The organism is Microbacterium sp. VKM Ac-2870 (assembly GCF_015350795.1).
GTDB lineage: Bacteria > Actinomycetota > Actinomycetes > Actinomycetales > Microbacteriaceae > Microbacterium.
In genome coordinates this window covers 112333-128208 of sequence record NZ_JADKSH010000006.1, presented here as the reverse complement: position 1 = coordinate 128208, position 15876 = coordinate 112333, and the positions used below count along the sequence as shown (strand labels likewise).

14 protein-coding genes and 1 tRNA gene are annotated in these 15876 nt (G+C 68.6%); 4 read left to right on the top strand and 11 right to left on the bottom strand.

The window, feature by feature from the left end; all coding sequences use genetic code 11:
- Window positions 1-67: 67 nt before the first annotated feature.
- A complete protein-coding gene (locus ITJ43_RS13940) occupies window positions 68-1081 on the bottom strand; it encodes a magnesium and cobalt transport protein CorA (RefSeq protein WP_194584450.1) in 1014 nt (337 codons plus the stop codon).
- A gap of 123 nt (window positions 1082-1204) precedes the next feature.
- On the opposite strand from ITJ43_RS13940, the gene ITJ43_RS13935 reads away from it, so the two are divergent.
- Both ITJ43_RS13935 and ITJ43_RS13930 read left to right on the top strand, forming a co-directional pair.
- Window positions 1205-1939, top strand: a complete 735-nt coding sequence (locus ITJ43_RS13935; protein ID WP_323741241.1) for a response regulator transcription factor — start codon at window positions 1205-1207, stop codon at window positions 1937-1939.
- A gap of 80 nt (window positions 1940-2019) precedes the next feature.
- Complete coding sequence (locus ITJ43_RS13930; protein ID WP_194584506.1) at window positions 2020-3498, top strand: ATP-binding protein; 1479 nt, start codon at window positions 2020-2022, stop codon at window positions 3496-3498.
- On the opposite strand, the gene ITJ43_RS13925 is transcribed toward ITJ43_RS13930, so the two are convergent.
- The 8 genes from ITJ43_RS13925 to ITJ43_RS13890 all read right to left on the bottom strand — a co-directional run bounded on the left by ITJ43_RS13925 (window position 3492) and on the right by ITJ43_RS13890 (window position 11466).
- Complete coding sequence (locus ITJ43_RS13925) at window positions 3492-5042, bottom strand: FAD-dependent oxidoreductase (RefSeq protein WP_194584449.1); 1551 nt, start codon at window positions 5040-5042, stop codon at window positions 3492-3494. The two genes, ITJ43_RS13930 and ITJ43_RS13925, sit on opposite strands and share 7 nt — an antisense overlap.
- The gene (locus tag ITJ43_RS13920) at window positions 5042-5908 is read right to left on the bottom strand and encodes an FAD:protein FMN transferase (protein WP_194584505.1); all 867 of its coding nucleotides are present in this window, start codon (window positions 5906-5908) and stop codon (window positions 5042-5044) included. Before ITJ43_RS13920 ends, ITJ43_RS13925 begins: the two co-directional genes overlap by 1 nt.
- A gap of 35 nt (window positions 5909-5943) precedes the next feature.
- Window positions 5944-6432 carry an FMN-binding protein gene (locus tag ITJ43_RS13915; RefSeq protein ID WP_194584448.1) on the bottom strand — a complete coding sequence of 163 codons (489 nt, stop codon included), beginning with the start codon at window positions 6430-6432 and terminating at the stop codon, window positions 5944-5946.
- Window positions 6433-6613: 181 nt separating this feature from the next.
- Window positions 6614-7648: a ribose-phosphate diphosphokinase gene (locus ITJ43_RS13910; protein ID WP_194584447.1), complete on the bottom strand. Its 1035-nt coding sequence runs from the start codon at window positions 7646-7648 to the stop codon at window positions 6614-6616.
- Window positions 7623-9095, bottom strand: coding sequence for a bifunctional UDP-N-acetylglucosamine diphosphorylase/glucosamine-1-phosphate N-acetyltransferase GlmU (gene glmU, locus ITJ43_RS13905; protein WP_194584446.1), 1473 nt, complete (start codon window positions 9093-9095; stop codon window positions 7623-7625). Before glmU ends, ITJ43_RS13910 begins: the two co-directional genes overlap by 26 nt.
- A gap of 1 nt (window position 9096) precedes the next feature.
- Window positions 9097-9168 (bottom strand) — tRNA-Gln (locus ITJ43_RS13900).
- 73 nt (window positions 9169-9241) lie between these two features.
- Window positions 9242-9559, bottom strand: a complete 318-nt coding sequence (locus ITJ43_RS13895) for a metal-sensitive transcriptional regulator (protein ID WP_194584445.1) — start codon at window positions 9557-9559, stop codon at window positions 9242-9244.
- Between the two features lie 221 nt (window positions 9560-9780).
- Window positions 9781-11466 (bottom strand): FAD-dependent oxidoreductase, encoded by a 1686-nt coding sequence (locus tag ITJ43_RS13890; protein WP_194584444.1) that lies wholly within the window; start codon window positions 11464-11466, stop codon window positions 9781-9783.
- A 93-nt stretch (window positions 11467-11559) separates the two neighbouring features.
- On the opposite strand from ITJ43_RS13890, the gene ITJ43_RS13885 reads away from it, so the two are divergent.
- Window positions 11560-12057 (top strand): MarR family winged helix-turn-helix transcriptional regulator, encoded by a 498-nt coding sequence (locus ITJ43_RS13885; RefSeq protein ID WP_194584443.1) that lies wholly within the window; start codon window positions 11560-11562, stop codon window positions 12055-12057.
- A gap of 15 nt (window positions 12058-12072) precedes the next feature.
- Here ITJ43_RS13885 and ITJ43_RS13880 read toward each other — a convergent pair whose 3' ends face one another.
- Window positions 12073-13875, bottom strand: a complete 1803-nt coding sequence (locus tag ITJ43_RS13880) for an ABC-F family ATP-binding cassette domain-containing protein (protein ID WP_194584442.1) — start codon at window positions 13873-13875, stop codon at window positions 12073-12075.
- A gap of 129 nt (window positions 13876-14004) precedes the next feature.
- On the opposite strand from ITJ43_RS13880, the gene ITJ43_RS13875 reads away from it, so the two are divergent.
- Window positions 14005-14502 carry a hypothetical protein gene (locus tag ITJ43_RS13875; RefSeq protein WP_194584441.1) on the top strand — a complete coding sequence of 166 codons (498 nt, stop codon included), beginning with the start codon at window positions 14005-14007 and terminating at the stop codon, window positions 14500-14502.
- A 59-nt stretch (window positions 14503-14561) separates the two neighbouring features.
- Here the strand turns inward: ITJ43_RS13875 and ITJ43_RS13870 are convergent, their stop codons facing one another.
- Window positions 14562-15872, bottom strand: coding sequence for a GNAT family N-acetyltransferase (locus ITJ43_RS13870; RefSeq protein WP_228495917.1), 1311 nt, complete (start codon window positions 15870-15872; stop codon window positions 14562-14564).
- Between the last annotated feature and the right edge of the window lie 4 nt (window positions 15873-15876).

The window sequence follows — 15876 nt, the reverse complement described above, 5'->3', positions numbered from 1 at the left end:
AGGGGCGTTTCGACTCGCGGCGCTCGGTCAGCGGCCGGAAGGTTGCGCTGCCGCGAGTCGAAAGGTCCTAGATCCAGTCCTTCTTCTTGAAGACGGCGTACAGGCCCGCGCTCACCGCGACCATGAGGCCCAGAGCAAAGGGGTAACCCCAGGGCCACGCCAGTTCGGGCATGTTCTGGAAGTTCATGCCGTAGATGCCGGCGACGAGCGTCGGTGCGAAGCCGATGGCCGCCCACGAGGAGATCTTCTTGACCTGGTCGTTCTGCTCGATGCTGGTGCGCGTCATCTCGCTCATCTGATCGTTGCGACGCTGGTCGACGATCGTCGCGTGGATCGTGAGGGCATTGTCGAGCGTCTCGCGGAAGGCCGCCACCCGTGCGTCGATATAGCGCGCACGGTCGGCGATCTCGCGATAGCCCGGAGCCTCGCCGCTCGGCATCCGACTTCCCACGTAATGCTCCAGGCGATCCATGATGCCCGGCAGCGGCGCCGTCGCGTGACGCAGATCGATCACCTCGCGCTGCAGGGCGAAGATGCGCCGCGACACCCCCTCATCCTCCCCGAACAGCTCTTCTTCGATCTCGTCGATGTCGTGCTCGATACCGTCCATGACCTCGCGATAGCCCCGCGTCACGTACTCGAACGTGCCCCACAGCACGCCCAACGGTCCGCGGGCGGCGATGTCGGGATGCTCGTCGAGAAGGGCACGCAGTTTCTCGGTGTCGACAGCGCCATCGGCCGAGATCACGACGACGAAGTCCTTTCCCACGAACAGGTCGACCTCACTGCAGTGCACCGCCTCGGTCGCGTCGTCGTATTGCGAGGGCTGCACGACGACGAAGAGGTGGTCTCCGAACCGGTCGAGCTTGGAGCGCTGATGCGTGCGCAGCGCCCCCTCGACGCCGATGCGCTCCAACCCCAGCAGCTGAGCGACACTGCGGATCTCATCGGGATCGGGCGTCGTGATGCCGACCCACAGCATCCCGCCTCGCCGACGCGCGTCGGCGAGGGCGTCGGCGGGCATCGCATCGGTCGGGTGAGGTGTGCCGTCGACGTAAACGACGCACTGGGGTTGTGGCATGAGTGCCACCCTAGGCCCGCGCGATCGCGAACGCGGCGAAGGGCGAGACCGTGGAGCGTACACATAGCGTTCTCATAACATGCGCCATAGGCTCCTCACAGGCACGCCACGAGAATGGATGTCATGACAGCACTCGCCCCCTCCCCCGCCCTGCACCGCCCCGACGGGTCGGCCCTTCGCGTGCTCGTCGTCGACGACGAGCAGATGCTCACCGATCTCCTCTCGATGGCGCTGCGCATGGAGGGTTGGGACGTGCGCACCGCCGGGTCCGGCTACGACGCGCTGAGCCAGGCGCGTGAGTTCGATCCCGATGCGATGGTGCTCGACATCATGATGCCCGACCTCGACGGGATGTCGGTGCTCCAGCGTCTGCGCCATGCCGGCAACGACGTGCCGGTGCTGTTCCTGACCGCGAAGGACTCCGTCGCCGACCGCGTCGCGGGGTTGACGGCCGGCGGCGACGACTATGTGACGAAGCCGTTCAGCCTCGAGGAGGTGGTGGCGCGTCTGCGGGGGCTGATGCGCCGCGCGGGTACGGCGACCGCCGGAGGAGCCGACCCGATTCTCCGGGTGGGGGAGCTCTCGCTCAACGAGGACTCGCACGAGGTCATGCGCGCGGGCACCGAGATCGAGCTCACCGCCACCGAGTTCGAACTGCTGCGCTTCCTCATGCGCAACCAGCGCCGCGTCGTGTCGAAGGCGCAGATCCTCGACCGCGTCTGGAACTACGACTTCGGCGGCCGCTCGTCGGTGGTCGAGCTCTACATCTCCTACCTGCGCAAGAAGATCGACGCCGGTCGGGAGCCCTTGATCCACACGGTCCGCGGGGTGGGCTACATGATCAAAGCGCCGCAGTGACCACGGACGGCGCTCCTGAGCCGCGGCGGGCGCGCACGCGGCTGAGTCTGCAGACCCGCCTCATCGCCGCTGTCGTCGGCATGGTCGCCCTCATCCTCGCGATGATCGGCGTGGCCACGAGCGCCATCCTCGGCAACATCCTCTCCGAGCAGCTCAACAACGAGGTGCAGGACACGGCGCGAGTGGTGGCCTCTCAGCTGGTCAGCTGGCACAGCAACCTCACCGGGCCGCCCAACGCCCACGACGTGCTCGCCCAGGGGCGTCTCAACACCGCCGATGTCCTGTTGGTCGTGGGCAACACCTCGATGGGGACCGACGGCGCCTACCTCTCGGGCAGCGATTCCGTCGCTTCGCTGACGGCGGCGCAGACGGCCAAGGTGCTCTCCGCGTTCAACGGAGGCACCTCGGCCACGGTCACGGTCGAGGGCGTCGACACCTACCGCATGTACATCGGACAGGTGGGCGACTACTTCATCGCCGTCGGTCTTCCCCTGTCCACCGTCAGCACCACTATCGCTCAGATCCTCACGACCATCGCGCTCGTCACGACGGGCGGTCTCCTGCTGCTGGCGGCGGTGATCGCCCTCGTGATCCGCCACTCCCTGCGCCCCCTTCGTGCGGTCGCCGCCACGGCGACGCGGGTCGCCGCACAGCGCCTCGACTCGGGCGACGTCACCATCACCGAGCGCGTCCCCGCCGCCGAAGCCGACGAGCGCGACGAGATCGGCAGCGTGGGAGCGGCCCTCAACTCCCTGCTCGACCACGTCGATCTCTCCTTGGCGGCGCGCCAACGCAACGAACAGCGCATGCGCGCATTCGTCGCCGACGCCAGTCATGAGCTGCGCACACCCCTCGCCGCGATCCGCGGATACTCCGAGCTGTCGCTGCGATCGCTGCGCGCCGCGCACGCCGCGGGCCCGGCCGCGACACACGCGCAACTGGCCACGAGCGCCGAGCAATCGGAACAGAGCCTGGAACGCATCCAGTCGGCGTCACTGCGGATGACGACCCTCGTGGAAGACCTGCTCCTGCTCGCCCGGCTCGACGAAGGTCAGGAACTCGTCTATGGAGCGGTCGACCTCACCCGCGTCGTCGTCGACAGCGTCGCCGACGCCCAGGCGGCCGGTCCGGACCACGAATGGCAGCTGGATGCTGCGGAGAAGCCCGTGGTCGTCGCAGGCGACGCGATGCGACTGCACCAGGTCATCGCCAACCTTCTGACGAACGCTCGCGTGCACACGCCCGCCGGAACGACCGTCACGGCATCCATCATCGCCGTGGACGGTGACGCCGTGGTGCAGGTGACGGACAACGGCCCGGGCATCGCCCCGGACGTCGCCGGTGAGCTGTTCGAGCGGTTCTCGCGCGCCGACTCCTCGCGCGCCCGGCACACGGGCGGTACCGGACTGGGCCTGTCGATCGCGAAGGCGATCGTGACTGCTCATCACGGCACGATCACCGTCGACAGCGCCCCGGGACGAACGGTCTTCGAGATGCGCGTTCCCGCCCGCCCCGCCGATCCGGATTTCGGCGAGGCCGACGAGACGGTGGCTCAGTAGCCGGCGAACGCGTCGGTCGTGAGCGACCGCGCCTTCTCCAGGGCGGGCGCCAATTCGGCGATCAGCCGGGGCGGACCCGAGATGTAGGCGTGGCGCGTGCCGATGTCGGGGACGAGCTGGAGCAATCCCTCCGCGTCGAGACGCACACCCCCGGCCCACCGCCAGTGCTCCGGCAGGGTCGCGGGCTCGTTGCGGGTGACCACGATGACCGGCACCTCGGCCGCCTCCAGATCGCCGCGGAACGCGAGCTCCTCGGCATCCGAGGCGACGTAGACGAAGACGACGTCGCGCTGCTCTCCAGAGAGGCGAAGGTGCCGCAGCTGTGAAACGAACGGTGTGACGCCGATGCCGGCGGCGACCATCAAGACCGGCGCCGAGGCACGTGATGGCAGGATGAAATCGCCCCAGACCCCGGTGACGGCCAGGTTCTCTCCGGGCTCCACACGAGCCAGCGCCTTCTTGTAGCTGGACTGCGAACCCTCACGGATCGCGATGCGCACCTCGGGCAGCTCTTCGGGCGCCGAGACGATGCTGAACTCGCGGCGCGTGCCGCGCGCGTCAGGCTTGGCGTGGGCCACCTCGAGCTCGAGATACTGACCGGGCACGAAGCGGAAGCGTCGCTCGGCGCGGAACGACAGCTCACGCACGCTCGGTGTCAGCACCACGCGGCGCTGGAAGGTCAGCCGCACAGCCGTGCGCACCGCGAAGACGAAGGCGAGCACGTTGCCGATGAGCAGCGCACGCTCCTGGCCCAAACTGATGTCACCGATATCGATGGGCCACCCGGCGAGCAGGCCGACGAGGGCAGCCACCGTGAACTGCTGCCAGCGGCGCGGCGGCATCGTCAGCGGCTCCGACAGCATGAAGGCGCCGAGGAAGAGGAACGGCGACGAGAAAAGGATGTTCCAGAAGACCATGCCCGCATCGAGATCGAGACCGGCCTGCTGGTACTGCGTCGAGGTGCGCAGGAACGCGACGGCGACGGCGACGATGAGAAACAGGCCGATCACGCGTACCTTCTCGGTGCGGATGAGCACGAGCAGGCCGAGGATGATGACCGGAGCGGCCAGGAACGGCGAACCCACCCACCAGGCGGAGGATCCGAGATCGGGTAGCCACACGCTGAGCACTGTGAGGAACGTCGCGCCGACGGCAGCGGGGTTGAAAATGTGACGCCCCTGCCAGGCCAGCAGGTACTTGGATGCCGAGGCCACCGCTGCTGCCACCGCGAGCCCGACGAGGCCGAGCGGCTCGAGAGTCGGGCGCAGTACGAACAGCAGGATCAGCACGGTGATGAGGGACGATTCCCACCGCCACCCGGTGCTGAGCACGCGGTGCGCGATCGCGTCGACGGCGACACACGCGACGCCCAGGACGGCGAACGATGCGAGAAGGGCCCACGGCGACGGAGCGACCGCGCCGAGCAGCGAGAGCACGAACGAGATGGCGGCCAGCACGCCGAGGGCGAGCACGACCATCCGGTACATCGAGAGGCGGCCGAGGACGGCCAGCACGCGATTCCACGCGGCGGTGAGTGAGCTCATCACAGGAACAACTCTGCCTTACTGTCGGGCGACCACTCCACGCGGCCGTCGGTTGTCATACGTACCCACGAGACGCCGTGGGAGTGAGCGAACTGCGGGCCGCCCTCGAAGAAGAGGGCCGTCGCCGCGGCGTCCGCCGTCATCGCGTCGGCGGCCGATGCCCAGGTCGCGGCGATCGTGCGCACGGGCTCGCCGGTGCGGGCGTCGAGCACGTGGTGAAGCCCTCCCCCGCCATCGGCCCCCGGCCAGGCTCGTCGCTGCGTCGCGGAGGCGCACAGCGCGGCGTCGCTGAGCGGCCACACTCCGATGGCGCGCGTCGGATCGTACGGGTGCTCGAGCGCGATGCTCTCGGTGCCGCGCAGGGCGATGTCACCGCCGGCATCGACGGTGATCGATCCGTCGAGACGCCCGACGAGCAGCGACAGCACCCGATCGACGAGACGCCCTTTGCCGAGCGCACCGACATCGATCGTCGCGGGGGCGCTCAAGGTTACGGTGTCGTCCGTCCAGCTGAGCAGCTCCCGCCATGCGGCGGGAGCGGGCTGCGCGCCGCGGTCGACGAACCCGTAGTGGGCGTCGTAACCGCGGCGTGCCAGCGCGTCGCCGACCAGTGGGTTGACTGCCCCGCTCGTCGCGTCGCTCAGAGCAACGTAGAGGTCGAGCATCGCCGGGGCATCCGCCGAGGCCCGCACCGATCCCCCGGCCTCGGCGAGAGCAGCGATATGACCGTCGGCACGAAAGCGCGACCAGGCGCGGTCGAAGTCGTCGATCAGCGTGTCGACGAGACCACGCACCTCCGGTGACAGCGCGGCAGCAGTATCGATCTGCCACCGTGTGCCGATGGCTTCGAACTCCCACCGAGACATCTCGGTCATGGCGACTCCGACCGCGTCGGCTGGCCTCACGCCTTCGCTTCGGCCTTGATCTCGTCGATCGCCTTGTTGAATCCGCCGCTGGTCAGCGAAGATCCTGCAACACGCGACACCGAGATCTCATCGATCTTCTTGCCGACGACCTCGGCCTTGATGCCGCCGATGAACTGGCCTTGGTACTGCTCGGACTCCTTCTTGGTGGGGTTGCCCTTCACCTCGACGTCGGTGATGACGTCGTCAGCGAGCGTGACCGTCACCGAGATCTTCTCGACCGACTCCGGGGTGGAGTACGAACCATCGGCGCTGAACGTGCCGTTCTTGTAGACGCCGCCCGAAGCGGCGGATCCGGCGCTGGCGGTCGCGGGAGCAGTGGTAGGAGCCGTGCTCTTGTCGGATGACGAGCCCGGCGTCGTGGCGGATGTCGTCGCGGAGCAACCCGCCAGAGCGACCATGCCGAGTACAGACGCTGCGGCCGCGCCGGCACGGATGGAACGGGGTACGGCGGTGGTGCGGATCATGGTGGTCCTCCTTCTGTCGTGCCCTGCCGCTTCAGATGCACGTCGGGCGCATCGCGGTGGCAGTTCAACGCTAGGCGATCGTCTAGCGCACTCCGGGCGAATTTCTTATGCATTCGCATTGAGAATGAGGCTCGAGTGCCCGGAAGGTGAACCGCAGCTGGCGCGGAGGTGGCGCGGTATCTTAAGCAGCGCCGTCGAACATGCTCGTGACGGAGCCGTCTTCGAAGACCTCTTTGATCGCGCGCGCGAGCAACGGTGCGATCGGCAGGATCGTCAGACCGGGGAAACGCTTCTCAGGGGGCAGCGGGACCGTATCTGTGACGACGACCTCGTCGATCGCGGGGTCCTGAAGGCGCGTAGTGGCGGGGTCGCTGAAGATCGCGTGCGTCGCGGCGACGATCACGCGCTCTGCGCCGCTCGCTTTGAGCGCCTGCGCCGCCTTGACGATCGTGCCGCCGGTGTCGATCATGTCATCGACCAGCAGACACACGCGACCGGCGACGTGACCGACGATCTCATTGACCGTGATCTGGTTGGCCACGTTCGGGTCGCGACGCTTGTGGATGATCGCCAGCGGCGCGCCGAGCGAGTCCGACCACTGGTCGGCGACACGCACGCGACCGGTGTCGGGCGAGACGACCGTGAGCTTCTCGCGGTCCTCCACCGACAGGCTCTTCTGGAAGTAGTCGAGCAGCACCGGCTTGGCGAACAGGTGGTCGACCGGGCCGTCGAAGAAGCCCTGGATCTGGGCGGCGTGCAGATCGACGCTCATGACGCGGTCGGCACCGGCTGTCTTGAGCAGGTCCGAGACGAGCCGTGCGCTGATGGGCTCGCGACCGCGACCCTTCTTGTCTTGGCGGGAGTACGGGTAATAGGGGGCCACGACGGTGATGCGCTTGGCGGATGCACGCTTGGCGGCATCCAGCATGATCAGCAGCTCCATCAGCCATTCGTTGACCGGCGGTCCGAAGGACTGGATGATGAACGCATCGCAGCCGCGGATCGAGACTTCGAACCGGGTGAGGATCTCACCGGACGCGAACGTGCGGTGCTCGGTGGGCACCAGCTCGGTCCCCAGCGCGAGCGCGACGTCTCGCGACAACTCCGGGTGCGAACTTCCGCTCGCGACGACCAGACGCTTCTTGGTCTTGGCGACGAGGCCGGGGGCGATCCCGCGCTCGACGTCCAGATCAACCGTGTGCTTCTTGCGCGCCATCGTCCGCTTCCTGTGCGGACCGGGCACGAGCGGCAGCGGTAGCCGCAGCCGTTCCCGGTCGGTGGTTCTCGACCCAACCCTCGACGTTGCGCTGAGGGGCAACGCTCAAGGCGAGAGCGCCGGCGGGAACGTCCTTTCGGATCACCGCACCGGCACCGGTCTTGGCGCCATCTCCGATCCTAACGGGCGCGACGAACACGTTGTGCGAGCCCGCGTGCACCTCGTCGCCGATCTCGGTGCGGTGCTTGGCGATGTCGTCGTAGTTCGCCGTGATCGCTCCGGCGCCGAGGTTGACGCCGCGGCCGATCGTGGTGTCGCCGATGTAGGAGAGATGGGGCACCTTGCTGCCCTCGCCGATGATGGAGTTCTTGGTCTCGACGAAGGTGCCGATCTTGCCGCCCGCGGCAAGCTGCGTACCGGGGCGCAGGTACGCGAACGGACCGACCGTGGTACCGGCACCGATGACCGCGAGGGTGGCATCGGTACGGCGGACGACCGCGTTCTCGCCGACCTCGCAATCCTCCAGCGTCGTGTCGGGGCCGATCGTCGCGCCAGCGGCAACCGCCGTGGATCTCAGGATGTGCGTGTTCGGCAGCACGGTGACGTCGGGGGCGAGCGTGGCTGTCACGTCGATCCAGGTGGTAGCCGGGTCCTGGATGGTCGCGCCGTCGAGCTGCCAGCGACGCACGGTGCGCGCGTTGAGAAGACGTCCGACCTCGGCGAGCTGCGCGCGGTCGTTCACGCCGTACGTGATCGTCACGTCGTCGACGACGGATGCCGCGACGAGTTCCCCCGCGCCGCGGAGCAACCCGACCACGTCGGTCAGGTACTTCTCGTGCTGTGCGTTGTCGGTGCCGACCTCGCGCAGTCGTGCGCGCAGGGATGCTGCATGGAAGACGTACATCCCCGCGTTGATCTCAGTGACGGCCGCTTCGGCGGGTGTCGCATCCTTCTGCTCGACGACGCGGGCGACGGTGCCCTCAGTGTCGCGGATGACACGACCGTATCCGGTCGGGTTGTCGACGATCGCCGTCATCAGCGTCGCCCGCGCTCCTGTCGCGCGATGCTCGGCGACGAAGGCCGCGAGGGTCTCGGCATCCGCCAGGGGGCAGTCGGCCGACAGGACGAGCACGTCGCCGTCGAAATCCGGTACCGCCTCCAACGCCACTTCGACCGCGCGCCCGGTGCCGGGAATCTCGTCCTGGTCGACGACCACGACCTCCGGCGAGATGCCGGTGACGGCGTCGGCGACCTGATCTCGCTCATGCCGCACCACCACCAACACGTGCGCGGCAGCGAGATCGCGAGCGGTATCGAGGACGTGACCGACGAGCGGTCTGCCGCCGATGCGGTGGAGCACCTTCGGCAGGGAGGAGCGCATGCGCGTTCCCTGGCCCGCCGCGAGGATCACGACGGCGAGCGATGCGTCCCACGTGTTCTCTGTCATGCTCCGCCGCCAGGATTCGAACCTGAACCTCACAGCTCCAAAGGCTGTCGTGCTGCCGTTACACTACGGCGGACCGCAACCCACGAGACGGCGGGTGTGCCGATCTAGTCTGCCAGCCCGCGCGCCGGAAGACCGCATCGAAGCGCTCAGGCGAGCATGAGGAAGAGCTTCTCGAGTTCATCCGTCGTCAGACCGTCGTCGGTCGCGGCCCCCTCGGGGTCGGCGAGACATTCGCGCAGAGCCGTCGACACGATAGCGAAGCCAGCCCGGTCGAGCGCATGAGAGACCGCGGCCAGCTGGGTCACGACGTCTCGACAGGGCCGGCCCTCGTCGACCGCGGCGATGACGGCGTCGAGCTGTCCGCGCGCGCGGCGCAGGCGATTGGCGATCTTCCGCTGCGCAGCGGGATCGTGGGTGGCCGCGGCGTCGGAGGGGGCGGACTTCACCGACGTGGTCGCCGTCATCGGCCGAACATCCGCGAGAAGAACCCGCCCTGGGCCACGTCGTCATGGCCCGGGCAGCGCTGGGAGACGGGGACGTTCTTCATCACCTGGTCGACGTGCTGGCCGCAGCCGGCCCACGTCGTCTTGCCGCAGGTTCGGCAGGTCACCGCTGAGCACATGGGCGTTCTCCTGTCTGTTCGTGATTGTGGAAGTGGTCGTGGAAGCTCGGAAGAGCGAGCCGCTCAGACGCCGGCGCGGGTCGAGACGAGCATGGCCTCCGCCCGCTCGCCGAGCAGCGCCCGGAGCGTCAGCATGCCGCCGGACAGGGATGCCGAGTCGAAGCCCGTCTGGGCGAGCACGCGGTGCGCGATCGCGGAACGCACGCCGGACTGGCACATCACACGCACTGGCCGGCCGGCCGCGGCGTCGCGCACCTCGTCGAGGCGGCCGCGCAGCTCGGTGTGTGGGATGGCAAGGACACCGGGCAGGTGACCGGTCGCCACCTCCGCGGCCGTGCGGACGTCGAGGATGAGCGCCGTGGCTGCGACGACATCGAGGTCCTGTGCGTACCAGAGCCGTAGCGCTCCGGCCCGGACGTTCTCCCCCACCATCCCGACCATGTTCACGGGATCCTTGGCGGAGCCGTAGGGCGGGGCGTAGGCCAGATCGAGATCGATGAGGTCGTCGACGGCCCAACCAGCACGGACGGCGGTCGCGATCACGTCGATCCTCTTGTCGACGCCATCCGCGCCGACGGCCTGTGCGCCGAGCAGGAGCCCGTCGTCGCGGCGGACGTGCACGACGAGATGGATCTGCGATGCGCCCGGAAAGTAGCCGGCGTGCTGGCCGGGATGAAGATGCAGGGTGTCGAACTCGATTCCCGCGGCCGCCAAAGCGGCGCGGTTCGCACCGGTCAACGCGACAGTCTTCGCGCCGACGCGGACGATCGCCGTACCGACCGGGCGCGGGAGGGGGCGGGCCCGCTCGGGCCGCAGGATCGCATCGGCGACCAGGCGTCCGGCGCGGTTGGCGGGCCCGGCGAGCGCGACGGGGCGCACCGCGCCGGTGACGGCGTCGACGGATGCTGTGGCGTCGCCGACCGCGTACACGTCGGGCAGGGACGTGCGCCCGTGCGCGTCGACGATCATCGCACCGCGCTCGCAGGCGACCCCCGCCGCCTCGAAGACACCGGTGTCGGGACGCACGCCCACCGAGAGCACGATGAGGTCGGCATCCAGTCGGGTGCCGTCGCCCAGGACGACGACGTCACGGTCTTGTCCGGACTCGACCGCGGTGGCCGCCGTCCCGGCGCGGACGTCGATGCCGAGCGCGCGCAGTTCCGCCGTCACCAGTGTCGCCAGCTCGTCCTCGAGGGGCGGCAGGACGTGTGGCGCGAACTCGACGACAGTCGTGTGGAGGCCTCGCTGCGCGAGCGCTTCGGCGGCTTCGATTCCGATGAAGCCCGCCCCGAGGACGACGGCACGGTGAGCGCCCGCGTCGACGCGCTCGCGGAGCGCCACGGCGTCCTCGACGCTGCGCAGCGTCCGCACGCGGGGCGAATCGAGTCCCGCGATCGCAGGACGTGCCGCGACGGCTCCCGGAGCGAGCACGAGAGCGTCGTAGGCGAGGGTATCGACGCCGTCCGCGCTGACCACGGTCACCGTCTTGGCCGCGGCATCCACCGCGGTCACATCGTGACCGGTACGCACGTCGAGCGCGAGCGCGGCCCTCAGGGACGCCGGCGTCTGCACGAGCAATGCGGACTCTTCGGCGATCTCGCCGCCGACGAAGTACGGCAGCCCGCAGTTGGCGAAGGAGACGTGCGGCCCCCGCTCGAGCACGACGATCTCGGCGGTCTCATCGAGCCGGCGCGCCCGCGCCGCACAGCTCATGCCTCCGGCGACGCCCCCGACGATCACAATGCGCATCTGGTGTTCTCCCTCTTCCACGAACAGGTTCAATATACCCCCGGGGGTATTCGGAGCCAAACCGAGCGCGAGACCGCGGACGATAATGGAGCCATGGCCACCGAGCACGACGAAGTCGACCGCATCGTCAGCGCTTGGGGTGCCCAGCGTCCTGACCTCGACTTCTCGCCCCTCGAGGTGCTCTCGCGTGTGGACCGACTCTCCCGCCACCTCGATCGCGCCCGCCGCGAGGCGTTTCGGCGCAGCGAACTAGAGCCGTGGGAGTGGGATGTCCTGTCGGCGTTGCGCCGCGCCGGGGAGCCCTACCAGTTGAGCCCGAAGCAGCTTCTGCAGCAGACCCTCGTCTCGAGCGGCACGATGACCAACCGCATCGACCGTCTGGTCGGTCGCCGCCTCGTGCGGCGCGAAGCCGACCCGGCAGACGGGCGCAGCGTGCTGGTGACCATCACGGACGAGGGAAAGACGCGTGTGGATGCCGCGATCACCCGACTCGTGGATGCCGAGGCGGTGCTGCTCGGTGTGCTGTCGCGCGGCGATCGCGAACGACTCGCCGGCCTGCTGCGCAAGCTCTCGCTGGGCTTCGACTCCTGAGAGCCGGACCGCGCCTCAGCCGAGCAGCTCGGACAGCTCGAACCAGCGGTCCTCGAGCGCACTCATCTCGGCCTGCATCTCGCCGATCACCCGCATCTTGTCGCCGAGGCCCACGTAGTCAGCCTGGTCATGGTCGGCCAGGGCCGCACGCGCGGCATCCACCTGAGCGGTGAGCTTCTGAATCCGACGCTCCGCAGCGGCCAGCTCCTTCTGGGCGGCGCGGAGGTCTGACCCGGCAAGAGTCGGAGGCGCGGTCGACGTCGAGCCCGCTGTCGCCGATCCCCCGCTGCGCTGCTCGCTGAGCGACCGGGAACGGAGCTTCAGGTACTCGTCGATGCCACCCGGCAGATGCCGCAGGCGGCCGTCCATGACGGCGTACTGCTGGTCGGTGACCCGCTCGATGAAGTACCGGTCGTGCGACACGACGAGCAGCGTCCCCGCCCACGAGTCGAGGAGATCCTCGATCGCGGCGAGCATGTCGGTATCGAGATCGTTCGTCGGCTCGTCGAGGATCAGCACGTTGGGCTGGTCGAGCAGGATCAACAGCAACTGCAGTCGACGCTGCTGACCACCGGAGAGGTCTTTGACCGGCGTGGACAGCTGGGCCGAGCTGAAGCCCATCCGCTCCAGCAACTGCCCGGGCGTGAGCTCCGCCGCCTTCGAGCCCGTACCGATCGTGTAGCTGGTGCGTAGCCCGGAGATGACCACCCGAACCGGGTCGTCCATGTACTGGTCGAGTTCGTCCATTCGCTGGGTGAGGGTCGCGACCTTCACGGTCGTCCCCCGCTTGACCCGCCCGCTGGTCGGCGCGACGGTGCCGGCGACGAGCCCCAAGAGCGTCGACTTGCCGGCCCCGTTGACCCCGAGGATGCCGGTGCGTTCGCCGGGCGCAATGCGCCACTCGACATCGCGCAGCACGTCGCGACCGTCGTACGCGACGCCCGCGTCGAGCAGATCGACGACGTCCTTGCCCAGACGCGACACGGCGAGCGACTGCAGCTGGACCTTGTCTCGGATCTCGGGAACGTCCGCGATCAGCGCGTTGGCCGCATCGATGCGGAACCGCGGCTTGCTCGTGCGGGCGGGGGCACCGCGCCGCAGCCAGGCGAGCTCCTTGCGGGCGAGGTTCTGGCGACGCTGCTCGATGACCGCCGACTGCCGATCGCGCTCGACGCGCTGCAGCACATAGGCGGCATAGCCGCCCTCGAACGGCTCGACGATGCGGTCGTGCACCTCCCAGGTCTTGGTGCACACCTCGTCGAGGAACCACCGGTCGTGCGTGACGACGAGCAGTGCGCCACTGGATGCCGACCACCGGCGCTTCAGGTGGGCAGCGAGCCACGCGACGGCTTCGACGTCGAGGTGGTTCGTCGGCTCATCGAGAGCGAGTACGTCCCAGTCCCCCACCAGCAGACGCGCGAGAGCGACACGGCGGCGTTGACCGCCGGAGAGGCCGGCCACCGGGCCGTTCCAGTCGAGATCGCCGACGAGTCCCGCGATCACGTCGCGAACGCCCGCGTCGCCCGCCCAGTCGTGCTCGGCGCGGTCGCCGACCACGTGTTGAGCGATCGTGAGGGAATCATCCAGCGTGTCGCCCTGATCGAGCACACCGACCGTGACGCCACCGCGGACCGTGACACGCCCGGCATCCGGCTCGAGCCGACCGGCGAGCATCGCCATCAGGCTCGACTTGCCGTCGCCGTTTCGACCGACGATTCCGATGCGGTCGCCTTCGTCGACGCCCAGCGAGACGCCGTCAAACACGACCTTCGTGGGAAATTCCAGGTGGAGGCCCTCGGCCCCGAGCAGATGCGCCATATCCGCTCCAGGCTACGCGAGCGCGCCCGTCGCGCGGCCCTCGGTGGCGAGCGCATTCACGGCGAACCCATAGAATTGCCGACGGCTTGCACCTCGGCCGCCACATCATCAGGAACCGGAGAGATAGATATGAAGACCAAGATCGCGACCCGACTGGGCGGCGCCGCCGCCGTCATCACCCTCGCAGCCACCATGACGGCGTGCGCAGGCGGGCAGAGTGTGGCAGACGCATGCACCATCGCCAAGAACGAAATCCAGACCGCCACGTCGAGCATCCAGAAGGACCTGAGCTCGTCGATGAGCAAGGCGAGCTCGGGCGAGAAGGTCGACTTCTCCTCGCTGTTCCAGCCCGTGCTGGACGGCTTGTCGTCCGCCGAGTCGAAGGTCACCAACGAGCAGGTGAAGGCGCCGCTGACCGCATTCGCCGACGAGTACCGCAACTTCGCGACGATCTTCGCCGGCTTCGAGATGCCCGACCTGACGAAGATCGACCCGAGCGACCCGAGCGCCATGCAGCAGCTGCAGGACGCGCAGACCAAGGCGGAAGAGATCTCCACCAAGGGTCAGGAGTCGAGCTCCAAGCTCCAGGATCAGGCGAAGAAGCTGCAGGACGTCTGCGGCAGCTGAGGCTTCGCACCGACGATCGAGGCCCCGGATCCGCTGCGATCCGGGGCCTCGGTCGTTCGTCAGTACCAGAAGCTCAGCTGCGGCGGCACGGTGGAGGCGAACAGCCGGGCAAGGCGGGCCGCATCGTCGGAGGCGAGCCGACCCGCGCGGGCCAGGGTGACGGGCGACACCCCGCCGAGCAGCAGTGCGGATAGCTCCGCCACCCCCAGTCGGGTCGCCGGCACCCCGAGCGGCGGGTCATCGACGATGTCGACGGACGCGAGACCCTCGGCATCCGTCGTCAGCACGAACGTGCCGGCGGCGATGCCGAGCGGGTCGGTCACGTCGAGCACAACCGTGTCGGCGACGTCGTAACGGCGCGCCGACAGTGCGGCCGGCACATCGAGCACCCGTGCGTAGTGATGATCGCGCAGCGTGATCGTGGCCGCCCGTTGATCGGCGATCATCCACCAGAGCGGCTCGTCGACCGACAGCTCGCTCGCGCGCACCGTGCCGATGAGGTCCATGCTCAGCAGGAAGCGCCAGAGCGCCGCGTAAGCCTCATCGGTGACGGCCACGAAGAACCCGACGTCGACGGTGGACGCCGTGAAGTCATCCTCATTCTCCGTCACGCGATACACCGCGACGCCCTCGACATCGCCGGCCGGCGAGCGGTACTGGATGACACGGAGCTGTTCGGGCTTCTCCGAGTCGGCCCGGGTACCGAAGAACCGTTCGTCGTGGCCGCCAGGAAGCGCGATCTCGCCCGGCGTCTGCCGGCGCGCGCGTTCGTGCAGTGCGACGGCGAGCTCGCGCCCCTGAGCACGGCTGATGAAGTCGATTCGTCCCGGAGCGTCGGGACCGATCCATCGCGCGCGGCGCGCATCGATGCTCCACTGCGCGGCGACCGCGGCGGGCGCGAAGCCGAACCGGCCGTAGATCGTCGACTCGCTCACCGTGAGGATGGCGACCGGAAGTCCCCGTTGGATCGCCGTGCGCAGCTCTCCCGCCATCACCGAGCGAAGGATGCCGCGACGGCGATGCGTCGGCGCGACCGTGACCGAACTGATCGCGCAGGCGGGCACCTCGCCGCCGGGAAGAGTGAGCTCGGTCGCCCACGACGCGAAGGTGGCGGCGGGGATTTCCGCCAGCGGCGCCGTCTCATCGAACACGCCGATCTTACGACGGTAGGCGGAACCGGCGAAGAACGCTTCGCGCTGGGTCTCGTTGCGCTCCCCGTCGAGGAATCCGCGCGATACCGCCTCGAGCCACGGGTCGACGTCAGCGCGCACGGCGTCGTCGATGCGACGAACCACGAGGTCGCGGGCGGCCAGTTCGTCGATCATCGTGCGATCGAGCGAGGCGTCGTGATGGTGATGGCGATCGGTCATGGTG